This window comes from Streptomyces sp. NPDC047515, assembly GCF_040643055.1.
In the GTDB taxonomy this organism is placed as follows: domain Bacteria; phylum Actinomycetota; class Actinomycetes; order Streptomycetales; family Streptomycetaceae; genus Streptomyces.
The window spans coordinates 129,271-150,393 of sequence record NZ_JBEYTM010000008.1 but is presented as its reverse complement, the minus strand read 5'-3'; the positions used below and the strand labels follow the sequence as shown (position 1 = coordinate 150,393).

Sequence of the window (21,123 nt, the reverse complement as noted above, 5' to 3'; positions counted from 1 at the left end):
GACGGCGGGGCGACCGTCGGGACGTGCACCGGCCGACGTACGCGCCGCCGCATGGCGTGTACGTCGTCGCGTCGCCGGTGTCCGGGCCGGAGCTCACTCGTCCCGGTACGTCTCCAACAGGCGCAGCCAGATCTCGCTGATCGTCGGGTAGGAGGGGACGGCGTGCCACAGCCGGGCGATGGGGACCTCGCCTGCGACCGCAACCGTCGCCGAGTGCAGCAGTTCACCGATGCCCGGTCCGACGAACGTGACACCGAGCAGGATCTCCCGGTCGAGGTCCACAATCATGCGAGCACGGCCCCGGTAGCCGTCCGCGTACAGGCCGGAGCCCGCCACGGCGGCGAGGTCGTGGTCGACGGCGCGTGCGCGGTGTCCGGCCCGCTCGGCCTCGGCGAGGGTGAGACCGACCGAGGCGGCCTCGGGGTCGGTGAAGACGACCTGGGGGACGGCCGCGTGGTCGGCGGTGGCGGTGTGGGCGCCCCAGCGGTCGGTCTCCAGCAGCGGGACGCCCGCCGCGCGGGCGGCGATCGCGGCGCCCGCGATGCGTGCCTGGTACTTGCCCTGGTGCGTGAGGAGCGCGCGGTGGTTCACATCGCCGACCGCGTAGAGCCACGTGGTGCCGTCGACGCGGCAGCTGTCGTCGACGGTGAGCCAGGAGCCCGGCGTCAGGCCCACCGTTTCGAGACCGAGGTCTTCGGTGCGCGGGGCTCGGCCGGTGGCGAAGAGGATCTCGTCGGCCTCGACGCGTTCACCGTCCTCCAGCTCCACGACGACGGGCCCGTCCGGAGCCGTTCGCCGTACTGAGGTGGCGGAGACTCCGGTACGGATGTCGGCGCCCGCCTCCGTCAGCGCCCGCGCGACCAGCTCTCCCGCGAAGGGTTCCATCTTCGGCAGGAGTCCCTTGCCGCGGATCAGCATCGTCACCCGGGAGCCGAGTGCCTGCCAGACCGTGGCCATCTCGGCCCCGACCACGCCACCTCCGACGATCACGAGGCGGCCGGGCACCTTCTTGGCGCTCGTCGCCTCCCGGCTGGTCCAGGGACGGGCCCCGTCGACGCCGGGCAGGGCGGGTACGACGGCACGGCTGCCCGTGCAGACGGCGACGGCCTGCCGGGCGGTGAGCCGGTGCTCCGTGCCGTCGGGGGCGGTGACGGAGACGGCCTTCTCGCCGGTGAGCCGGCCCTGGCCGCGGTAGAGGTCCGCTCCGGTGCCCTCCAGCCAGGCGACCTGCCCGTCGTCCTTCCAGTGCGCGGCCTGGTCGTCGCGGTGGGCGAGGACCGCCGCTGAGCCCAGCGGTCCCTGTACGGCGTCGCTGAGGCCCGGGACACGGCGCGCGTCCGCGCGGGCGACGACCGGACGCAGCAAGGCCTTGCTGGGCATGCAGGCCCAGTACGAGCACTCGCCGCCGACAAGTTCCGTCTCGACGACCGCCGTGCTCAGTCCGGCGGCCCGCGCCCGGTCGGCGACGTTCTCACCCACCGGACCCGCTCCGATCACCACGACGTCGTACTCGGTATTGAGGGATGCATCTGTCATGAGGACAGTCTGATCGCGGGTGTGCGCGGCGGCCACATGGGCAGGCGGAATAGCGCAGGTCCGGGCACCGTTGTGCCGGACAGGTCCGAGCGGGCACAGGAAGAGGTAGCAGAGCATGAGCACCATAGAGCTCACCAAGGAAAACTTCGATCAGGTCGTCAGCGACAACGAGTTCGTCCTGATCGACTTCTGGGCTTCCTGGTGCGGCCCGTGCCGGCAGTTCGCGCCGGTCTACGACGCGGCTTCGGAGCGCCACGACGACCTGGTCTTCGCCAAGGTCGACACGGAGGCGCAGCAGGAGCTGGCGGCGGCCTTCGAGATCCGTTCCATTCCCACGCTGATGATCGTCCGGGACAATGTGGCCGTGTTCGCACAGCCCGGCGCGCTGCCGGAGGCGGCGCTGGAGGACGTCATCGGGCAGGCCAGGAAGCTGGACATGGACGAGGTGCGCAAGTCCATCGAGGGGCAGCAGAAGGAACAGAAGTAGGCTCCGCGCGCGCAGAAGCGGGGTGAGGGGCCCGGTCGACGGCCGGGTCCCTTTCCGTGTCCGGAAGCGGCCCGCCCGGTCAGCCGTCCGCGTCGATCCCGGCGTCGCTCCGGGTGTTCCTCCCGGCGCCCTGCTCCTTGATCCGGACCGAGAGGCCGTAGTCCAGCTCGGCACCGTCGACCAGCAGGGCCTCAACCGTGTGGGTCGCCGTGTCGATGTCCGCCACGATGCCTTCGCCCGCGTACCGGGGGTAGCCCGATGCCCCCGTCTCTCCGGTCGCCGCCACGACCGCCGAGCGGATGGCACCGCCGGGCTCGACGGCGTCGGTGGTGTCCTCGGTGAATTCGGGGACCAGCAGGATCTCGTAGCTCTGCGGATGGCTCATGGTCCTGACGCTAGGCAAGCGGCGCGTGGTGCGCACGTTGCCGCTCCGTGCGGATCCGGCTCCTCAGCTGGACTCGCGGTGGACGGCTCCGGCCCGCAGCAGGTCGTGACGCACAGGGGCGCCGCCGGGGTGCCGCACCATTTGGTCCACGATGTCCGCGAGCGGCTCCGCCGTGGCCAGTTCCATCCGCACGGTGCTGAGCCGGGGCCGCAGCAGTCTGCCGAGCATCAGGTCCTCGGCACCGACCACGGCCGCCTCGCGGGGCACCTCGACACCCGTGTCCTGAAGGGCCCGCATCAGAAGCATCGCGTACTCGTCGTTGTACGCGAACACGGCGTCGAGGCCCAGGGTGCGCCAGCGGGCGGCCAGCCGGGCGGCGGACTCCTCGTCGTACCGCAACGGCAGGGGGTCGATACGGGCTCCGTGGCTCCGTGCCGCCTGCTGGGCCCCGGCGAGCCGGGGCTCGGCGAACAGGGCGAGGCCGGTTTCCTCCGGCATGACCACGCCGATGCGACGCCTGCCGCGCTCCAGCAGATGTCCGATCGCCCGGATGCCGACCTCCCGCTGGTCCACGACCAGCGCGTGGGCACCGTCCACCGGTCGCGGGCCGAGCGTGATGACGGCCTTGGCTCCCGATCGCCTGAGTACCGCTATGCCTTGCGGGGTGAGGGCGATCGTGCCGGGCACGATGACGGCGACGGGGCGCAGCTCGGCCCAGACCCGGGGCGCGTCGTCGGCGTCCAGGCTCGTGCTGCCGTACTGGACGACGGTGTAGTCCAGGCGTCGCAGCCCTGATTCCAGCTCGTGGAAGAAGTGGTGGTGGAGCGGCCCGGCCGGGAGGTTCACGGTGGGCAGCAACACCATGCGGGTGTGCCCGGCACGCAGGCTGCGGGCCGCCGCGTGCGGTACGTAGCCGAGTTCGGCGGCCGCTGCCCTGACCCGGCGGCGGGTGGTCTCGCTGATCCGTACGGTCGCGTTGTTGTTCAGGACGTACGACACGGTGGCGCGCGAGACCCCGGCAAGCCGTGCCACATCTGCACTGGTCGGAACGGGGCCTTCGGCGGGCTGGTTCGATAACTGGCTCATGGCGTCGGGCAGTCTTCCAGACCCGTGCTCCAGGGGTACGCCCCGGGGCATGGATGACTCCTTGACGACGGGGCGCGACGGGACGACGGGATGCCGGCCCGCCCGCCCCGCCGCGCGGGCGGTGCGTCCCGGTGACGGATGGTCAGGGCGGCGATGGTGACGGTGTGTCCGGCGCGGGCGGGGCTTCCCTCGATCACGGTGCGGGCCCGCTGTCCGCACCCCGGACCCGCTCCTCGGGTTGGGCCGTACAGGTCCTACGGTGGAGGGATGACCCTTCAGCACCGTGACGACAGCACCGACGGTACGGCCGAGTTCCCCGGCCGCACCGGCCCGACGGCGACGTGTGAGGCCGATCCGCGCAAGGTGGGCCCCGTCCGCACCTCGTACGCCCCCGACCGGGACGGCGATCCCGACCCCGGCGAGATCGTCTGGACGTGGGTTCCGTTCGAGGAGAACGACGGGCGCGGCAAGGACCGCCCCGTGCTGGTCGTGGCCCGCGAGGCGGCGGGCACACTGCTCGCCGTACAGCTGTCCAGCAAGCAGCACGACCGGGACCGCGAGTGGGTGGCGCTCGGGGCCGGACCGTGGGACAGCTCGGGCCGCCCGTCCTGGGCCGATCTGGACCGGGTGCTGCGGCTGCACGAGGAGGGGATGCGACGTGAGGCGTGCGCGCTGGACCAGGACCGGTTCGATCTGGTCACCGGCCGCCTGCGGGAGCGCTACGGCTGGCACTGACCGCCGAACGTCCGGGCGAAGGCGGACCGGATGGCGGATTCGGGGCTGCGGTCGAGGATGCCGAAGACGATCTGCTCGAAGTGCCCGTCGAACCGGCCGCCGTCGAGGAGCAACGCCCGGAACGCACCGGCCACCTGCGCCGGATCGTTGCGGAACACACCGCACCCCCAGGCGCCCAGCACCAGTCTGCGGTACCCACGCACGGCCGCAACCTCCAGCACCCGTTCGGCCCGGGACGCGAGCGCGGCGGGGATGCGGTGGGCCTCCTCGGGGGTGCGGCTGCGGATGACCCCGGCGTTGGGCGCCGGTGAGGTGAGGAAGCCCGCGGTGTACGGGGTGTCGAGCAGCCGGCCCCGATCGTCGCGGAACACCGGCACGCCGGGCGAATGAATCACCCGGTCGGTGTAGAAGGCGCTGCGCTCGGCGCGGTGGTGGGCGTAGTACTCGGGGGCGCGCAGCAGCGTGGCGTAGAGGGCCGAGCCCCGGCACAGGGCCTCCTCCTGGGCCTGCGCGCCGTTGAGGTATCCACCGCCGGGATTGCGGGCGGAGGCGTAGTTCAGAACGCCGACCTTGCCCGGCCCTTCGCCGGTCATCCGGCGCGCCGCGCACAGGCTGCTCTCACCGGTGACCTCGACGACCGGGGTGCGGTCGGAGTCGAGTGCCGCGACCGGCACGGGCTCGGGACCGTACAGCCGGGTCCCCGAGAGTGCGGCGGACAGCGCGCGCTCGATGCTCACCTCACGCCCCTCCCGTGTGCGGTAGCGGCCGGCCGCCACGATGGCCTCGGTCTCGCGCGCGATGGCACGCAGCCGTGCGCTCATCGGTACTCCCCCGTGTGGTGCATACGGGGCATGCTCGGCGCTTCAGCGGCATGGATGCAACCGAATTTATGACGCACAGGGGCACTCTTGTGCGATCCCCTCGTAAGGGTTTGGCTGGGACGGACGAACCGAGAACAAGGAGGCCCCGGCATGTCATGCGACACACCCGGCCACGGTCCGCCCGGCCAGGCCCGGCCCCTCGGCGAGGGCGAGACGGAGGACTTACTGCGCTGCATCTGTTTCAAGACCGGGCCGCCCCGGACGGTCGGCGTTGAACTCGAATGGCTCATTCACCACCGCGATCAACCTCGCGTCCCCGTCCCCCACCGCCGTCTCGAAGCGGCCGCCGCGATCCTCCGGGCCCTGCCCCTGAGCGCGGCACTCACCTTCGAACCCGGCGGCCAGCTGGAGCTCAGCTCGCGCCCCGCCGACTCCCTGATGGCGTGCATCGATGCCACCGCCGCCGATCTCGCCACCGTGCGTGACGCCCTGGACCGGGTGGATCTCGTACCGGTGGGGCTCGGCGTCGATCCGTGGCATCCCCCGCGCCGTCTGCTGCACGAGCCCCGATACGACGCCATGGAGATCTCGTTCGACCGGTCGGGACCGGCCGGCCGCGCCATGATGTGCACCACCGCATCCGTCCAGGTCTGTCTGGACGCGGGAGAGGAGGAACCCGGTCCGCTCGGCTACGCGCGGCGCTGGCAGCTGTGTCATCTGCTGGGGGCGGTGCTGGTCGCGGTGTTCGCGAACTCTCCTCTCCAGTGCGGGCGCCCGACGCCGTGGCGGTCCACCCGGCAGTCGCTCTGGGCCGACCTCGACCCATGGCGCCCCCTGGCGCCGTCCGGTCATCTGCGGCCCCGCGACGCCTGGGCCGCGCATGTCCTGGACACACCGGTGATGTGCGTCCGGCAGGACGAGGGGCCATGGGCCGTGCCGGAGGGTCTGACCTTCCGCGAGTGGATCCGTACCGGCGTGCCGAGACCGCCGGTGCGCGACGACCTCGACTACCACATCAGCACCCTGTTCCCGCCCGTTCGCCCGCGCGGACATCTGGAGCTCCGCATGATCGACGCGCAGCACGGCGCCAACGGCTGGCTGGTGCCGCTCGCCGTCACCACCGCTCTGTTCGACGACCCGGAGGCCGCCGAGACCGTGTACCGCACCGTCAAACCACTGGCTGAGACGGCCGGGCCGTGGCCCGCGCCGCGCAATCCGCTCTGGACGGGCGCCGCCCGTGACGCCCTGACCGATCCGGAACTGCGGGCGGCGGCCACGGTCTGTTTCCGGCTCGCGCTGGAGGCGCTGCCCCGGATCGGCGCGACCACGGCGGTTCAGGAGGCGGTGGCGGACTTCAACGACCGCTACGTCGCCCGGGGCCGATGCCCCGCGGACGATCTTCCGAGTCTGCTCGCGTCGGGTGAGGCGGGCGGCTCGGGCCACCACGTCGAGGGGCTCCTCTCATGACCGACTCCCCCACGCCCGCGTCGTCCGGCCCCACCGACGAGGCGGACACCGAGGCACTCCGGCAGCGTGCACTCTCCGCACTGCTCACCGCGCGCGAACGCACCACGCTTCTCACCGACAGCGTGGACGACCATGAACTGGCCACCCAGCACTCGCCGTTGATGTCCCCGCTGGTGTGGGACCTCGCGCACATCGGCAATCAGGAGGAGCTGTGGCTGCTGCGCGGGGTGGCCGGAAGGGAGGCGATGCGGCCGGAGATCGACGGGCTGTACGACGCCTTCGAGCATCCCCGGGCGACCCGCCCCTCGCTGCCGCTGCTGCCGCCCGCGGAGGCTCGCGCCTATGCCGCGGAGGTGCGCGGACGCGCACTGGACGTACTCGACGGCACGGCGCTGCACGGCGATCTTCCGCTGGTACGGGCCGGGTTCGCCTTCGGCATGATCGCCCAGCATGAACAGCAGCATGACGAAACCATGTTGATCACCCATCAGCTGAGATCGGGGCCCGCCGTCCTGACCGCACCACTGCCCCCCGCCGACGCGACGGAGCTCGCCGTCGAAGTCCTGGTCCCTGGCGGCCCGTTCACCATGGGCACGTCCGCCGAACCCTGGGCACTGGACAATGAGCGCCCCGCCCATGTGCGCGAGGTACCGAGCTTCCTCATCGACACGACGCCGGTCACCTGCGGCGCGTACCAGCGGTTCATCGAGGACGGCGGCTACACCGAGGAGCGCTGGTGGGCCCCCGAGGGGTGGGCGATGGTCCGTGAACACGAACTGACCGGTCCGCTGTTCTGGCACCGGGACGCCGACCAGTGGCTGCGCCGCCGCTTCGGAGTGACCGAGCCGGTGCCCGGGAACGAGCCGGTGCTCCACGTCAGCTGGTACGAGGCGGACGCGTACGCCCGGTGGGCGGGGCGCCGGCTGCCCTCGGAGGCGGAGTGGGAGAAGGCGGCACGCCATGACCCGTCGTCGGGGCGTTCGCTGCGCTATCCGTGGGGCGACGAGGACCCGACCCCCGAGCGGGCCAACCTGGGCCAGCACCATCTGCGGCCCGCTCCCGCCGGGGCGTACGCGGCCGGCCGGTCACCGCTCGGCGTGGGGCAGTTGATCGGTGACGTGTGGGAGTGGACGTCCAGCGACTTCCTGCCCTATCCGGGCTTCTCGGCGTTCCCGTACCGGGAGTACTCCGAGGTGTTCTTCGGTCCGGCCCACAAGGTGCTGCGCGGTGGTTCGTTCGCAGTGGACCCGGTGGCGTGCCGCGGCACGTTCCGCAACTGGGACCTGCCGGTGCGGCGTCAGATCTTCTCCGGGTTCCGTACTGCGAGGGATATCTGATGTGCCGTCATATCGCCTATCTGGGGCCTCCCGTCGCCCTGGGTGAACTGCTGACACGCCCGCCCCACAGCCTTGTGCGCCAGTCCTGGGCACCGAGGCACCAACGGTACGGGACCGTCAACGCCGACGGTTTCGGCGTCGGCTGGTACGCGGACGGCGATCCGGTGCCCGGACGCTACCGGCGCGAGGGTCCAGTCTGGGGCGATCAGACATTCGCCGACCTGGCCAGAGTGGTGCGCACTCCGGCGCTGCTCGCCGCGGTGCGCGACGCCACCGAGGCGGGCACCGACGGCGAGGCGGCCGCCGCGCCGTTCGCCGACGGACGGTTGCTGTTCAGTCACAACGGTGCGGTGAGCGGCTGGCCCGGGTCCATGGCACCGCTCGCCGCCGCGCTGCCCCCGGCCGCACTGCTGACGCTCACCGCCCGCTGCGACTCGGCCCTGGTCTGGGCCCTCGTACGGCACCGGCTCGCCGACGGCGACGAACTGCCGCAAGCCGTGGCCGACACCGTGCTCGACGTGGCGGCGGCGGCGCCGGAATCGCGGCTGAATCTCCTGCTCACCGATGGCACGGCGATCGTGGCGACGGCCTGGGGCGACACCTTGTGGTACCTCACGGAGCCCAACCTGCGCACGGTCGTCGCCTCGGAGCCGTACGACGACGATCCGCACTGGCGCGCGGTCCCCGACCGGACGCTGCTGACCGCGACCCGTGCCGAAGTCCTGCTGACCCCACTCAAGGAGCCCGCCGAGTGAGTCCCTTTCTGCTGACCCGCACCCTGCCCGTGGACGCCACGGACGCGGCGCTGCGCGCCGACGTCCTGCACGGCCTGACCCGGCAACCGAAGACACTGCCGCCCAAGTGGTTCTACGACGCGCACGGCAGTGAACTGTTCGAGGAGATCACCCGGCTTCCCGAGTACTACCCGACCCGCGCCGAGCGCGAGATCCTGATCGACCGCGCCGAGGAGATCGCCGGGGCGTCCGGGGCGCGGACTCTGATCGAACTGGGGTCGGGATCGTCGGAGAAGACCCGGCATCTGTTGGACGCGTTGCCCGAGCTGCGCAGTTACGTACCGGTCGATGTGAGCGAGAGCGCGCTGCGCAAAGCCGCCGAGACCCTGCTCGCGCAGCGGCCCGGTCTCTCCGTGCACGCCCTGATCGCCGACTTCACGGGCGGTCTCGCGTTGCCGGGCACCCCGGGGCCGCGGCTGATCGCGTTTCTGGGGGGCACGATCGGCAACCTTCTGCCTGCCGAGCGGTCGGTGTTCCTGAAATCGGTGCGGTCGCTGCTCTCCCCGGGCGACGCGCTGCTGCTCGGCACGGATCTGGTGAAGGACGAGAAGGTGCTGGTCGCCGCGTACGACGACGCGGCCGGGGTGACGGCCGAGTTCAACAAGAACGTACTGCGGGTGGTGAACCGGGAGTTGGGCGCGGGCTTCGACCCGTCCGGTTTCGACCACGTGGCGCTGTGGGATCCGGAGCGGGAGTGGGTCGAGATGCGGCTGCGGGCCCGTGAGGCGCTCACGGTGAAGATCCCCGACCTGGATCTGGTGGTGTCCTTCGAGGCCGGCGAGGAGTTGCGTACGGAAGTCTCGGCCAAGTTCCGCAAGGAGGGCGTGCGGGCCGAACTCGCCGCGGCCGGCCTCAGGATGGATCAGTGGTGGACGGATTCCGCCGACCGGTTCGCGCTGTCGTTGGCGACGGCGGTCTGAGCGAGCCGGGCCAGGGCGCGACGGTCCGGCCCGCTGTCCGCCGGGATCGGTGGCAGGACCCGGATCTCGGCGGTCAGCCCCGCCGCCGTCACCACCCGCCACAGCGAGGCGATCAGCGGATCGTCGCCGACGAAGGCGGCCGCACCGGCCGGGGCGTCGTGCTCCGCCGGTGCGGAGCCGTCATGGCCGAACGGCCGGGCGGCGGCCGAGCCGCGCGGCGGCGGGGTGCGATAACTGATGCGTACCGGCCGGACGGCGGTGTTCGCGTCGATCGCGGCCTGGAACACGGCGGGGCCGAACCTGCCGCCGCCGCGCCCGCACCAGGTGGTGCCCTCCGGGAAGACGACCACCCGTGAACCACCGCGCAGCGCCGCCGCGACGCGGCCCACTGTCGCGGGCAGTACGCGCAACCGGTCGCGTTCCACGAAGAGCGTGCCGCCGGCGGCGGCGAGCCGGCCGAACAGCGGCCAGTTGCGTATCTCACTCTTGGCCAGCATCCGGCCCGGGAACACGGCCGCGACGAGCGGGATGTCCAGCCACGAGATGTGGTTCGCGACGACGAGCGCGCCCGGTGCGCCCGCCTCGGGCGCACCGACGACCCGCACGCGCACTCCGAAGGCCCGCACGACCCCGTACGCCCAGCGCCGGATCAGCCTCTCCCGCGGTGCCGCGCCGAGCATCAGCGCGAACGGGGCAGCCAGCGCCCCGGCCAGGACGAACGCGCACCCGGCGAGCAACAGGGCCACGGCCGCCGGTCGGCCCCGCACGCGGCCGTCGTGACGGGCGCAGGCGAGCGGGGTGCAGGGTGCGGTGGGCAGCCAGGGGTTCATCGCACCGGGGCGAGGGCGAGGAAGTGACGCAGATAGCGGGGGTCGGTGCGGCGCAGTGACAGCAGCACGTACAGGTCGGCGACGTTGAAGTCGGGGTCGTACGCGGGGGCACCGCAGACCCATGCGCCCAGTCGCAGGTAGCCGCGGAGCAGGGGCGGGAGGGTGGCGAGTCCGGTGCGCACCGCTCCCTCTCCTTCGGCTCCGGCGGCGGTGTGCTGCCAGAGGCGGTGCGGAGTGACCCAGTGGTCCTCGGGTGCCAGGTACTTCGTCCGTACGGTCTCCCACGCCCCGGCCGCCGCGACGCCGCCGTCGGCGAGAGGGATCGAGCAGCAGCCGGCCAGCCAGTTGTGCCCGGTGCGTTCCATGTAACGGGCGAGTCCGGCCCAGATCAGCGCGATGACGGCGCCGTCCCGGTGGGCGGGGTGGACGCAGGACCGGCCGACCTCCACCAGGTCGTCGCGGATCGGGCCGAGCCGTCCGAGGTCGAACTCGCTCTCCGCGTAGAGACGCCCGGCGATCCGTGCCCGGCCGGGCGGCAGCAGGCGGTAGGTGGCGACGACATCGCCGGTGGTCTGCTCCCGTACCAGCAGATGGTCGCAGTACGCGTCGAACGCATCGCTGTCCAGGCCGGGTTCCGCTCCGTCCAGCCGGGCACCGAGCTCACCGGCGAAGACCTGGTGGCGCAGGCGCTGGGCGGCGCGCACCTCCTCCTGGTCCACGGCGAGCGACACCCGGTAGCGCGGCGGGGCGGGAGGGACGGGCTGCACGGGAACGACGGGGGCGGCGGGGAGGGAGGTGACGGGCAGCGCGTTCATGACGGTCTCCGGGGACGGATCGGCAAGGGCGGCCGCCGGGCCGTCGCGGTGCTGCGAAGGCCCGGCCCCTTACTTCTTCCGTGACCGGCTGGATTCGACATGACCGCATGGGAGAGCCGGGATGTGCGAAGGCTGAATCCCGGGTGTGCCCGGCCGGGACCGGTATCCCGGCCGCGGACCGGAGCCGCGTGGGTCAGCCGCCCGCGAGCTGTTCGGTGATCTTCTCGGACGCGGCCTTCGCCTCCGCCTGCGGGTCGCCGCCCTCCAGGACCGCTGTCATGTACGGCTTGATCGGGTTGACGGCCTCGACATCCGCCCATTGCGGCGAGTTGGGAGTCGCACGTCCCTTCGTGGCGCCCCGGGCCATCGCCGCGGTGCCCTCCTGCCCCACGATGACACGTGCGAGACCGGGCTTGTTCGGCACGTAGCTCATGGCCTTCGCGAGTTCTTCCTGCCACTTCTGGCCGGCGAGGGCCTTGATCACGTCGATGCCCGCGGCGCGCCGGCTCGCCTTCTCCGGCACGATCAGATCGGACCCCCCGGTGAAGACGGAGCCGGGAGAATTCGTGGTCTTGCCCGGGATCGGGAAGTACCCGAGCTTTCCCTTGAGTTCAGGGTTCAGCTGTTCGATCTGCGCGGCGGTACCGGGCACCGAGATGATCTGCGCGACGTCGCCCTTGGCGAAGACCTTGGCCTGCGGGGGCCTTTCCTCGTCCGCGTTCTTGGGGCCGTCACCGAGCGCCTGGAGTTGCTTGTAGAAGCTCATGCCCCTCAGCGCGTCGGGGCTGTCCAGGGCACCTTCCCAACTGCCGCCCCTCTCCTCGGCCAGTTCGCCGCCCTCGTCCCAGATGAATCCGGCGAGGACGTACCAGTTCTGGCCCGCGAGGTAGATGCCCTGGTTGCCGTTCCGGTTCAGTTGGGCGCTGTCCGCGATCCACTCGTCCCGGGTCTTCGGCGGGCTGGTGATACCGGCCTGCTCGAAGAGGTCCTTGTTGTAGATCACCACCCGGTTGGCCGCGTACCAGGGAATGCCGTACTGGACGCCCTCGATGCTGCCCGGGTCGGCGAGACCCGGCAGCCACTCCTCGCTGCCGAGGTCGCGCACGGACTCCAGGGTGAGGTCGCTCAGCCCGCCGCTCTCCGCGTATTGGGAGACCTGGGTGTTGCCGACCTCGATGACATCCGGGGTGTCCTTGCCCTTCAGCGCGTCAATGACCTTCGGGCCGATGCCACTCCAGCTCTGGATCTTGAACTCCAGTTCGATGGAAGGGTGCTCGTCCCGGTACGCCTTCGTGAATCGCTCCAGGAAATCGGCGGACACGCTGTCCTTCATCAGCCAGATCGTGACCTTCTTGTCCCCGGACGCCTCCGAGCCCGAGACGAAGCCGCATCCGCCCAGCGCGAAGGTGGAAACGAGCGCGACGGCTCCGACGAGTATGCGGTTCTTCACCAGGTTCACCTTCTGCGAAACGGCACGACGAAATCGAGGACCCGGTGTGGGGGACTGCGGGCGGAGCTCGCACGGGCGTGGCTGGATTTTGGTATGGACCATTGGTTTGGTCAAGGCCCGTTCATCACACATTCTGCACACCGACCCCTCGCGCACCCGGTGCGTGTGGGGCACCGTAGTAAGGGGGAGAGGAGACATAGCATGTCGAATCACACCTATCGGGTCACCGAGATCGTGGGAACCTCCCATGAAGGCGTCGACGACGCCATCCGCAGAGGCATCGCCAGAGCTTCGGAAACGTTGCACAATCTCGACTGGTTCGAGATCACGCAGGTTCGCGGAGAGATCAAGGATGGCCGAATCGAGCACTATCAGGTGGGCCTGAAAGTCGGCTTCCGACTCGATGAACCGAGCTGATCGGGCACGACGGCATCACGAGGGCATCACAACCGCATCGGCTCACCTCCGGCCGGCACCGAGGGATTCAGGTTCGACCCTCGCGCTCCTGTGCGTCCTTGAGCGCCGGCGACACCTTCGCCCAGCGGGCCCGCACCACGGCGAAGCCGGCCTGCTCCGCCGCGTCGCAGACGAGTTCGTCGTCGTCGACCAGCATCCGTACCTCACGTTCCCGGCCCAGTCGTCGCAGGATCTCCAGCTTGGTGTGCCGGGCGGGCCTGCGGTCGTCGTTGCGGCGCATGTACAACCGCCCCTCGGGCAGGCCCTGTTCCACCAGCCACGCCACGGTGTCGCGACGGCACCGCTCGGGCCGACCGGTGAGATACCTGATCTCGCAGTCCTCGGCGCTGCTGAGCGCCAGCCGGACACCTTCGGGCAGCGGCGGGTCGTCGACGGCTGCGGAGAAGAAGCTGTTCCAGTCGCGCCGGGCCCCCTCCAGATAGTGCTGCCGGTGGCCGCTGTCGGCGAGCGTGCCGTCCAGGTCGAATACGGCCAGGGGCCGGTGGTCGCTTCTCACATCCCCAGCAAATCAGACCAACGCCACCACCAGCAGCACCAGCAGCACCACACCGGCCACCACCGCGGCGACCCGCAGGGACCGGCGCCGTGACCAGATCGCCAGGACCTCCGGCCCCTCGCGGCCGGGGAAGACGTAGAAGACATGGTCGGGATCGTCGGGGACGGTGACCGCGGCCGATTGCAGCCAGCCGATGTCGACGCGTCTGGCCACCTCGCCCCGGCACTGCGTCAGGGCCGATTCGACCGCCTTGAGATGGGCGGGATCCAGGCCGTCGGGCAGCGGGTCACCGGCCGAGCTCAGAGTGACCCGCTCCCAGGCGCCGGTGCGGCCGGCCTGCTGCCTGAAGCGCAGCGGTGGCGCCGGCTCCGGCAGCTTCAACGAGGCCTGCTCGGGAGCCTGTCCGACCGATCCCGCGGTCCAGAGGGTGACCAGGCCCGTGCCGTCGCAGGGGCCGTGCTCCGTCGATCTCTCACCCGAGCAGACCGGGCAGACCCTGTAGCCGGTGTCATCACACTTGGGACACCTCTTGGCACCCCATCCGCGACATTCCGGACAAGCAGTGCGAGGCTTGCGGCACTTCTCACAGGCGGTCCGGCCGGCAGCGGGCTTCTCCCGCGGCGAGCCGGACGGCGAGCGGTCCTTGCGGCGTTCACCCGTGCCGTCGCACCAGGTGCACGGCTCGACGCCCTCGCAGGCCGGGCACACCGGGCCGATGTCGCAGCGCAGCCTTCCCTTGGCCCGGCAGCGCGAGCAGGGCTGCCGTCCGTCGTCACAGCCACAGGGCACCGTTCTGACCGAGCCGCGGAGCACGAACTCCACCGTCCGCGACACCGTCGGGTCCTTCGGCGGGTCGACCGGATGGTCGCGCAGCTCGCCTTCGTACTCGGGCCGCCGCGACGTGTCGTACGTGCCGGGCCTGGACTCCGGCCGCGTGGCGCGGGTCTCCACGCAGCGGACGATGCGCAGGTCGAGCAGCGGGAGCCGGGTGATGTCGGCGCCGGCCCGCCGCAGTTGTGCCCCGCGTCCCGGCCGGCCGGTGTGCCGGGCGACGGCTTCGAGGATGTCGCCCTCGGACAGTGCGTCGGCCATGACGGCGCTTCCACCTCCCCGGTAGGCGCGCCCGCGCGCGGAACGCAGCGTACGGCGGGGGCCGCCCGGCACTCAAGAGGGCGTCGAAAGAGCGTCACCGGCGCCTCGCGGGGCGGTTCCGGGGAGTCGCACCTCGGACCCCCGGCGTACCCGATCGCGCGCGGATGTGTGATCATGTCCTCACGTTCCGCGTAGATCGTAAAAGGTTGTACAGGATGCGCATGGAATCAAAAGCATTCGCAAAGCTATATTCAGGTTTGTGGCATCAAACGTTAACCATGTGAAGCGAATACTCCTGCGTTCAGGGAAGAGCCCCTACGACGTCGTCCCTGTCGAGCGCGCTCTCCACGAGGACGTGTTCGCCACCAACTCGGGCAACCTGATCTTCAGCGATGCCGCCCACAAGATCCTGGAGACGCCGGGCTCGGAAGTGGTGTCGAACGGCATCACCACCAGGGTCGCCGACGCCGACCGCATCAACAGCGAGTACGACGTCTTCGTCATCCCGCTCGCCAACGCCTTCAGGCCGTCCTTCGAGCGCCAACTGGAGCGTCTGACCCAGCTCATCTCGAAGCTGAAGATCCCGGTCGTCGTGCCGGGCGTAGGTGCCCAGACCGGCGTCAACTACTCCGCGGACCGGCTGCGCCCCATGCAGTCCACGGTCTACGCGTTCGTCTCCGCCGTGCTCGACCACAGCGCCTCGATCGGTGTGCGCGGGGAGTTCACCGAGCGGTATCTGCGGGACATGGGCTTTCGTGACGTGGACGTCATCGGCTGCCCCTCGATGTTCCTCAACGGCACCAGGCTCGACATCCGCGAGAGCAGCCGGACGCTCGGGCCCGACTCACGGATCTCCGTCAACGGATCGCACGACGCCGTGCGGAAGCACAAGCTCGGGCAGATCATCAACCGCGCCCACGCCCGCTACCCCCATCTCCGGTTCATCGGCCAGAACCTCTCCGAAGCACGTCAGCTGCACTGGCGCGACCTCTCCCATCAGAACGCCTCGCTGACCAGCATCCCCACCCACCCCGACCACCCCATGTACCGGGAGGACAAGGTCCGCGTCTATGTCGACCCGGCCGCCTGGATGGATGACCTTCGCGGCTTCGACTTCTCCTTCGGCTCCCGGATCCACGGCAACATCGCGGCGCTGCTGGCCGGCACGCCCGCCACCGTGCTCTGCGGCGACTCCCGGACGCTGGAGCTGTGCCGCTACTTCGACATCCCGCACCGGATGCTCGCCAAGACCCCCTCCGATCTCGACCCCGCCGATCTCTGCGCCGAGGCCGACTTCGGGCCGCTGACACGCGGTCACCAGGAGCGGTTCGACCGGTTCATGAACTTCCTGGACAAGAACGGCCTGGAGAACACCTTCACCCATGGGGACGGCGGTGCGGCCTTCGAGTCGCGGATGAGCGGGCTGGCCTTCCCTCCGGGCATCCGCCCGTGGGTCGGCGCCGACGCCGCCACGATGAGCGCCCGCCTGGGCTGGCTCCAGTCCCAGCTCACGGACCTGACCGAGCAGAACAATCAGCTCAAGCGGAAGCTCGCGAAGAACTCCGCGGTGCCGGTCCAGCGCTCCACGTACCAGCGGGCCCGCAGTGTCGTCGGGCGGCCCATCAAGCGCGCGCTGCGTCCCTCGCGCTGAGGGCTGTCCCGTAACCCCCGGCGGGCGCGCGGCGTCAGCCACGGATGACGGCACAGCCCTCAGGTGTGTTGCCCTGCGAGGTCGGGGACGCGGTCGGCGGGTGGTTTGCCTGCAGGCAGGGTGCGTCCGTCGTCCGAGGCCGGTCCGTACAGGGCCGGCCTCCGGCTTTCGCGGCCCGCGCCCGGCGGCCTCGCCGCCCACCGGACCACCTCCGGCGCCTAGAATCGGAGTGTTTGTCCCCAGGCTGCCGCCGCTGCCCCGATCCGTACGGAGTCCACGCGCCCATGTCCACCCCCCACGATCCGTACGTCCGGGTGCGCGGCGCCCGTGAGCACAATCTCCAGGACGTCTCGGTCGACATCCCGCGCGATACCCTCACCGTGTTCACCGGCGTCTCGGGCTCCGGGAAGTCCTCACTCGCGTTCGGCACGATCTACGCGGAGGCGCAGCGCCGCTACTTCGAGTCCGTCGCCCCGTACGCCCGTCGGCTGATCCACCAGGTCGGTGCGCCCGCGGTCGGCGAGATCACCGGGCTGCCGCCCGCCGTCTCGCTGGAGCAGCGCCGTTCGGTGCCCGGCGCCCGTTCCTCGGTCGGGACGGTCACCACGCTCTCCAACTCCCTGCGCATGCTGTTCTCGCGCGCCGGGACCTACCCGCCCGGTGCCGAACGGCTGGACTCCGACTCCTTCTCGCCGAACACCGCCGCCGGGGCCTGCCCCGAGTGCCACGGTCTCGGCCGCATCCACCGCACCACCGAGGGACTACTGGTCCCCGATCCCTCGCTCTCGATCCGGGACGGCGCGATCGCCGCCTGGCCGGGGGCCTGGCAGGGCAAGAACCTGCGCGATGTGCTGGACGCGCTGGGCTACAACATCGTCCGCCCGTGGCGCGAGCTGGACGCCTCGGACCGGGAGTGGATCCTGTTCACCGATGAGCAGCCCGTGGTGACGGTCCACCCGGTGCGGGAGGCGGGACGCATCCAACGCCCCTACCAGGGCACGTACATGAGCGCCCGGCGCTATGTGCTGCACACCTTCGCGGATTCCAAGAGCCGCACGCTGCGTGCCAAGGCCGAGCGCTTCCTGACCAGTGCCCCCTGCCCGGTCTGCGGTGGCGGCCGGCTGCGGCCGGAGGCGATGGCCGTCACCTTCGCCGGCCGTTCGATCGCCGAACTGGCCGCGCTTGCGCTCACCTCCCTCGCCGAGGTGCTGCGCACGGCGGGCGGGAGCGACACGGCGCGGGTCCTGACGGCGGATCTGCTCGCCCGGATCGAGACGGTCACCGAGCTCGGCCTCGGTTATCTCAGCCTCGACCGCACGGCTCCGACGCTGTCCTCCGGCGAGCTGCAACGGCTGCGCCTCGCCACCCAGCTGCGCTCCGGCCTGTTCGGTGTCGTGTATGTGCTGGACGAGCCGTCGGCCGGTCTGCACCCGGCGGACACCGAGTCGTTGCTGGGGGTGCTGGGCCGGCTGAAGGAAGCCGGGAACTCCGTCTTCGTCGTGGAGCATCAGATGGATGTGGTGCGCCGGGCGGACTGGCTGGTCGACGTGGGGCCGCTGGCCGGTGAGCACGGGGGCAGGGTGCTGCACAGCGGTCCGCCGACCGGGCTCGCGGAGGTGACGGAGTCGGCGACCCGGCGCTTCCTCTTCGACGACGGGCCCGCTCCGGTGCGACAGGTGCGTACACCGTCGGGGTGGCTGAAACTGAACGGCGTCGACCGCCACAATGTGCGAGGGGTGGACGCCGAGTTCCCGCTGGGGGTCTTCACCGCCGTGACCGGCGTCTCGGGGTCGGGGAAGTCGACCCTGGTCGGTCAGGTCCTGGCCGGTGTGCTCGCCGACCGGCAGGTGTCCGCCGCCGCGGGTCCGCCCGCGGAGCTTCCCCCGCCCTGGTGCGCGTCGGCGCAGGGGCTGGAGGCGGTGGACCGCCTCGTGCAGGTGGACCAGAAGCCGATCGGCCGCACCCCCCGTTCCAATCTGGCCACGTACACCGGGCTCTTCGATGTCGTGCGGAAGCTGTTCACCGAGACGGACACGGCGCGCGAGCGCGGCTACAAGGCGGGGCGGTTCTCCTTCAATGTGGCGGGCGGGCGGTGCGAGACCTGCCAGGGCGAGGGGTTCGTCTCCGTCGAGCTGCTCTTCCTGCCCAGTACGTACGCGCCCTGTCCGGACTGTCACGGTGCCCGGTACGACCCGCAGACCCTGGAGGTCACCCTGCGCGGCCTGGACATCGCGCAGGTCCTGGATCTGACGGTGGAGTCGGCGGCCGGTTTCTTCGCCGGGACGCCCGCCGCCGAGCGCAGTCTGCGCACGCTGCTCGATGTCGGACTCGGGTATCTGCGGCTCGGTCAGCCGGCCACGGAGCTGTCGGGCGGCGAGGCCCAGCGGATCAAGCTGGCCGCCGAGCTCCAGCGCACGCGCCGGGGCCACACCCTGTATCTGCTGGACGAGCCGACGACCGGGCTGCATCCCGCCGATGTCGAGATGCTGATGCGGCAGTTGCACGGGCTGGTGGACGCGGGCAACACCGTCGTGGTCGTGGAGCACGACATGGCGGTGGTGGCGGGCGCCGACCGGGTGATCGACCTCGGCCCCGGAGGCGGTGACCGAGGCGGCCGGATCGTGGCGGCGGGATCGCCCATGGAGGTCGCGCGCGCGGAGGGCAGCCGCACCGCGGCGTACCTCAGGGCCTCGCTCCGGCTGACCTGAGGATTCAACTCCCCTTCCATCATGGAGAGTTGCCACATCAGGCAAGCAATGGGAAATGAAAAGGCAAAGAGCATTGACCGAAGGCTGGTCCAGACCAATCATGGGCAGGCCCCACGGCCGCTCCATGCCGTGCGGCATGTGACCCCCGGCCGGGAATCACAGGAACGGGCCGCGCCCCTGACCGGGCGCGGCCGAGCCGTGCGATCCGCCCGTTGTCTCACCCCGCTGGGAGCACCCCATGAGACGTCCAAGAACACTCGGCGCAGTCCTGAGTGTCCTGGCGACGACCATCGCCTCCGCCGGACTGGTCCTCGGATCAGGCGTCGGCGCCGAGGCCGCCACGACCGCCGCCACTCCCCTGCCCGCGCACGTCTTCGCCCCGTACTTCGAGGCGTGGAACGGCGACAGCCCGGCCGCGCTCGCGCAGGCGTCCGGTGCCAAATACCTGACCATGGCCTTCATCCAGACGGAGGCCCGCGGTTCCTGCACCCCCTACTGGAACGGCGATTCGAGCACCCCCATCGCCCAGTCCGAGTTCGGCGCCGACTTCACCACCATGCGGTCGCGCGGCGGCGATGTGATCCCGTCGTTCGGCGGATACACGGCCGACAACGGCGGCACCGAGATCGCCGACAGCTGTACGAACGTCGACTCCATCGCGGCAGCGTACGAGAAGGTCATCACGACCTACGACGTGTCCCGCCTCGACATGGATATCGAGGACAACTCCCTGGAGAACAGCGCCGGTGTCGACCGCCGCAACAAGGCGATCAAGAAGGTCCAGGACTGGGCCGCAGCCAACGGCCGCTCGGTGCAGATCTCCTACACCCTGCCCACCACCACGAGCGGACTGGCGGACAGCGGTCTGGCGGTGCTGGAGAACGCCGTTGCCAACGGCACCAAGGTCGACGTGGTGAACCTGATGACGTTCGACTACTACGACGGCGCCTCGCACAACATGGCGCAGGACACCCAGACTGCGATCACGGGTCTGAAGGGCCAGCTGGCCGGCCTCTACCCGTCGAAGACCGACGCCCAGCTGTGGGGCATGACCGGCGTCATCGAGATGCCGGGCATCGACGACTACGGTCCGGCCGAGACGTTCACCACGGCCGACGCGACCTCGGTCTACAACTGGGCCGTCGCCAAGGGCGTCAGCACCCTGTCGTTCTGGGCACTCCAGCGCGACAACGGAGGCTGCCCCGGCACCGGGGGCAGCGACACCTGCTCCGGGATCGCCCAGGACACCTGGCACTTCTCGCACACCTTCGCACCGTTCACGAGCGGCTCGGGTCCGGTGACGGACGACTACTCGGTGGCCGTCGCACCCGGTTCGGCCACGGTCGCCCCCGGGGGCTCCACCACGGCGACCGTGAACACCGCAGTCACCTCCGGCAACGCCAGGACCGTGGCGCTGGCAGCGAGCGGAGCTCCCGCGGGTGTGACGGCGACGCTCAGCCCGACCGCGGTCACCGCGGGAGGTACGTCCAAGCTGACGGTCAGCGCGTCGGCGTCCGCGGCGCCCGGCACGTACAGGATCGATGTGACCGGCACGGCGGGCACACTCAGCCACGCGGCGGCCTTCACCCTGACGGTGTCGGGTCCGGGCGGCGGCACGGGCGCCCTGGTGAACGGTGACTTCGAGACGGGTTCGCTGAGTCCCTGGACCTGTGAGTCCGGCGGCTCGATCGTCTCCACCCCGGTCCACGGCGGTTCGCACGCGCTCGCGGCGGCGGCCACCGCGTCGCAGACGGGCGAGTGCACACAGACGCTCACCCTGTCCCCCCACACCACGTACACGCTGAGCGGCTGGGTGCAGGGCTCCTACGGCTATCTCGGTGTACGGGGGGACGCCTCGGCGAGCACCTGGGGCTCGTCGAGCGGCTACGCCAAGCAGTCGGTGGCGTTCACCACGGGGTCGACCGGGGCGGTGACCGTCTATCTGCACGGCTGGTACGGGCAGGGCACGGTCTACGGCGACGACCTCTCCGTGACGTCCTGACCCGGCGGAACGGCTGAGACTTCCCGGCCCCGGA

19 protein-coding genes are annotated in these 21,123 nt (G+C 70.9%); 10 read left to right on the top strand and 9 right to left on the bottom strand.

Features of this window, described 5'->3' with window-relative positions; translation table 11 throughout:
* Positions 1–93: 93 nt before the first annotated feature.
* On the bottom strand, positions 94–1,536 hold the full coding sequence (locus ABZ826_RS09580) for an NAD(P)/FAD-dependent oxidoreductase (RefSeq protein ID WP_361444782.1): 1,443 nt from the start codon (positions 1,534–1,536) through the stop codon (positions 94–96).
* 115 nt (positions 1,537–1,651) lie between these two features.
* Here ABZ826_RS09580 and trxA point away from each other — a divergent pair, with 115 nt between their 5' ends.
* Positions 1,652–2,023, top strand: a complete 372-nt coding sequence (gene trxA / locus ABZ826_RS09575; protein WP_361444779.1) for a thioredoxin — start codon at positions 1,652–1,654, stop codon at positions 2,021–2,023.
* A gap of 79 nt (positions 2,024–2,102) precedes the next feature.
* On the opposite strand, the gene ABZ826_RS09570 is transcribed toward trxA, so the two are convergent.
* Together ABZ826_RS09570 and ABZ826_RS09565 are read right to left on the bottom strand one after the other, a co-directional pair.
* Positions 2,103–2,408, bottom strand: a complete 306-nt coding sequence (locus tag ABZ826_RS09570; RefSeq protein ID WP_361444776.1) for a hypothetical protein — start codon at positions 2,406–2,408, stop codon at positions 2,103–2,105.
* 63 nt (positions 2,409–2,471) lie between these two features.
* Positions 2,472–3,494 (bottom strand): LacI family DNA-binding transcriptional regulator, encoded by a 1,023-nt coding sequence (locus ABZ826_RS09565; RefSeq protein WP_361444953.1) that lies wholly within the window; start codon positions 3,492–3,494, stop codon positions 2,472–2,474.
* A gap of 267 nt (positions 3,495–3,761) precedes the next feature.
* On the opposite strand from ABZ826_RS09565, the gene ABZ826_RS09560 reads away from it, so the two are divergent.
* Positions 3,762–4,229 (top strand): type II toxin-antitoxin system PemK/MazF family toxin, encoded by a 468-nt coding sequence (locus tag ABZ826_RS09560; RefSeq protein WP_361444773.1) that lies wholly within the window; start codon positions 3,762–3,764, stop codon positions 4,227–4,229.
* Here ABZ826_RS09560 and ABZ826_RS09555 read toward each other — a convergent pair.
* Positions 4,214–5,050 (bottom strand): TIGR02452 family protein, encoded by an 837-nt coding sequence (locus ABZ826_RS09555; protein ID WP_361444770.1) that lies wholly within the window; start codon positions 5,048–5,050, stop codon positions 4,214–4,216. The two genes, ABZ826_RS09560 and ABZ826_RS09555, sit on opposite strands and share 16 nt — an antisense overlap.
* A 150-nt stretch (positions 5,051–5,200) precedes the next feature.
* Between ABZ826_RS09555 and egtA the strand changes: the two genes are divergently transcribed.
* From egtA to egtD, 4 genes are read left to right on the top strand one after another with little or no spacing between them, the layout of a single operon-like run.
* Complete coding sequence (egtA, locus tag ABZ826_RS09550) at positions 5,201–6,517, top strand: ergothioneine biosynthesis glutamate--cysteine ligase EgtA (protein WP_361444767.1); 1,317 nt, start codon at positions 5,201–5,203, stop codon at positions 6,515–6,517.
* On the top strand, positions 6,514–7,854 hold the full coding sequence (gene egtB / locus ABZ826_RS09545; RefSeq protein WP_361444764.1) for an ergothioneine biosynthesis protein EgtB: 1,341 nt from the start codon (positions 6,514–6,516) through the stop codon (positions 7,852–7,854). The genes egtA and egtB overlap by 4 nt, the downstream gene beginning before the upstream one ends.
* The gene (egtC, locus tag ABZ826_RS09540; protein WP_361444761.1) at positions 7,854–8,609 is read left to right on the top strand and encodes an ergothioneine biosynthesis protein EgtC; all 756 of its coding nucleotides are present in this window, start codon (positions 7,854–7,856) and stop codon (positions 8,607–8,609) included. The genes egtB and egtC overlap by 1 nt, the downstream gene beginning before the upstream one ends.
* Positions 8,606–9,568 carry an L-histidine N(alpha)-methyltransferase gene (gene egtD, locus ABZ826_RS09535; protein WP_361444758.1) on the top strand — a complete coding sequence of 321 codons (963 nt, stop codon included), beginning with the start codon at positions 8,606–8,608 and terminating at the stop codon, positions 9,566–9,568. The genes egtC and egtD overlap by 4 nt, the downstream gene beginning before the upstream one ends.
* Here the strand turns inward: egtD and ABZ826_RS09530 are convergent.
* The 3 genes from ABZ826_RS09530 to ABZ826_RS09520 form a co-directional block, all read right to left on the bottom strand.
* The gene (locus ABZ826_RS09530) at positions 9,511–10,398 is read right to left on the bottom strand and encodes a 1-acyl-sn-glycerol-3-phosphate acyltransferase (protein ID WP_361444755.1); all 888 of its coding nucleotides are present in this window, start codon (positions 10,396–10,398) and stop codon (positions 9,511–9,513) included. The two genes, egtD and ABZ826_RS09530, sit on opposite strands and share 58 nt — an antisense overlap.
* Positions 10,395–11,213, bottom strand: a complete 819-nt coding sequence (locus ABZ826_RS09525; protein WP_361444752.1) for a GNAT family N-acyltransferase — start codon at positions 11,211–11,213, stop codon at positions 10,395–10,397. The genes ABZ826_RS09530 and ABZ826_RS09525 overlap by 4 nt, the downstream gene beginning before the upstream one ends.
* Positions 11,214–11,406: 193 nt before the next feature.
* Positions 11,407–12,663: an extracellular solute-binding protein gene (locus ABZ826_RS09520; RefSeq protein WP_361444749.1), complete on the bottom strand. Its 1,257-nt coding sequence runs from the start codon at positions 12,661–12,663 to the stop codon at positions 11,407–11,409.
* A 201-nt stretch (positions 12,664–12,864) separates the two neighbouring features.
* Between ABZ826_RS09520 and ABZ826_RS09515 the strand changes: the two genes are divergently transcribed.
* Complete coding sequence (locus tag ABZ826_RS09515; protein ID WP_351084395.1) at positions 12,865–13,080, top strand: dodecin; 216 nt, start codon at positions 12,865–12,867, stop codon at positions 13,078–13,080.
* Positions 13,081–13,147: 67 nt separating this feature from the next.
* Here ABZ826_RS09515 and ABZ826_RS09510 read toward each other — a convergent pair whose 3' ends face one another.
* Positions 13,148–13,636 carry a hypothetical protein gene (locus ABZ826_RS09510; protein ID WP_361444746.1) on the bottom strand — a complete coding sequence of 163 codons (489 nt, stop codon included), beginning with the start codon at positions 13,634–13,636 and terminating at the stop codon, positions 13,148–13,150.
* Between the two features lie 12 nt (positions 13,637–13,648).
* The gene (locus tag ABZ826_RS09505) at positions 13,649–14,728 is read right to left on the bottom strand and encodes a hypothetical protein (protein WP_361444743.1); all 1,080 of its coding nucleotides are present in this window, start codon (positions 14,726–14,728) and stop codon (positions 13,649–13,651) included.
* Between the two features lie 259 nt (positions 14,729–14,987).
* Here ABZ826_RS09505 and ABZ826_RS09500 point away from each other — a divergent pair, with 259 nt between their 5' ends.
* From ABZ826_RS09500 to ABZ826_RS09490, 3 genes are all read left to right on the top strand, one after another.
* On the top strand, positions 14,988–16,379 hold the full coding sequence (locus tag ABZ826_RS09500) for a polysaccharide pyruvyl transferase family protein (protein WP_361444740.1): 1,392 nt from the start codon (positions 14,988–14,990) through the stop codon (positions 16,377–16,379).
* A gap of 284 nt (positions 16,380–16,663) precedes the next feature.
* A complete protein-coding gene (locus ABZ826_RS09495; protein ID WP_361444737.1) occupies positions 16,664–19,087 on the top strand; it encodes an excinuclease ABC subunit UvrA in 2,424 nt (807 codons plus the stop codon).
* A 238-nt stretch (positions 19,088–19,325) separates the two neighbouring features.
* On the top strand, positions 19,326–21,089 hold the full coding sequence (locus tag ABZ826_RS09490; protein ID WP_361444734.1) for a glycosyl hydrolase family 18 protein: 1,764 nt from the start codon (positions 19,326–19,328) through the stop codon (positions 21,087–21,089).
* Positions 21,090–21,123 lie beyond the last annotated feature (34 nt).

What these genes read in the sequence shown, in the direction of transcription:
- ABZ826_RS09580 (WP_361444782.1), bottom strand. Translation starts at nt 1,536, where the DNA reads ATGACAGATGCATCCCTCAATACCGAGTACGACGTCGTGGTGATCGGA.
- trxA (WP_361444779.1), top strand. Translation starts at nt 1,652, where the DNA reads ATGAGCACCATAGAGCTCACCAAGGAAAACTTCGATCAGGTCGTCAGC.
- ABZ826_RS09570 (WP_361444776.1), bottom strand. Translation starts at nt 2,408, where the DNA reads ATGAGCCATCCGCAGAGCTACGAGATCCTGCTGGTCCCCGAATTCACC.
- ABZ826_RS09565 (WP_361444953.1), bottom strand. Translation starts at nt 3,494, where the DNA reads ATGAGCCAGTTATCGAACCAGCCCGCCGAAGGCCCCGTTCCGACCAGT.
- ABZ826_RS09560 (WP_361444773.1), top strand. Translation starts at nt 3,762, where the DNA reads ATGACCCTTCAGCACCGTGACGACAGCACCGACGGTACGGCCGAGTTC.
- ABZ826_RS09555 (WP_361444770.1), bottom strand. Translation starts at nt 5,050, where the DNA reads ATGAGCGCACGGCTGCGTGCCATCGCGCGCGAGACCGAGGCCATCGTG.
- egtA (WP_361444767.1), top strand. Translation starts at nt 5,201, where the DNA reads ATGTCATGCGACACACCCGGCCACGGTCCGCCCGGCCAGGCCCGGCCC.
- egtB (WP_361444764.1), top strand. Translation starts at nt 6,514, where the DNA reads ATGACCGACTCCCCCACGCCCGCGTCGTCCGGCCCCACCGACGAGGCG.
- egtC (WP_361444761.1), top strand. Translation starts at nt 7,854, where the DNA reads ATGTGCCGTCATATCGCCTATCTGGGGCCTCCCGTCGCCCTGGGTGAA.
- ABZ826_RS09530 (WP_361444755.1), bottom strand. Translation starts at nt 10,398, where the DNA reads ATGAACCCCTGGCTGCCCACCGCACCCTGCACCCCGCTCGCCTGCGCC.
- ABZ826_RS09525 (WP_361444752.1), bottom strand. Translation starts at nt 11,213, where the DNA reads ATGAACGCGCTGCCCGTCACCTCCCTCCCCGCCGCCCCCGTCGTTCCC.
- ABZ826_RS09515 (WP_351084395.1), top strand. Translation starts at nt 12,865, where the DNA reads ATGTCGAATCACACCTATCGGGTCACCGAGATCGTGGGAACCTCCCAT.
- ABZ826_RS09505 (WP_361444743.1), bottom strand. Translation starts at nt 14,728, where the DNA reads ATGGCCGACGCACTGTCCGAGGGCGACATCCTCGAAGCCGTCGCCCGG.
- ABZ826_RS09495 (WP_361444737.1), top strand. Translation starts at nt 16,664, where the DNA reads ATGTCCACCCCCCACGATCCGTACGTCCGGGTGCGCGGCGCCCGTGAG.
- ABZ826_RS09490 (WP_361444734.1), top strand. Translation starts at nt 19,326, where the DNA reads ATGAGACGTCCAAGAACACTCGGCGCAGTCCTGAGTGTCCTGGCGACG.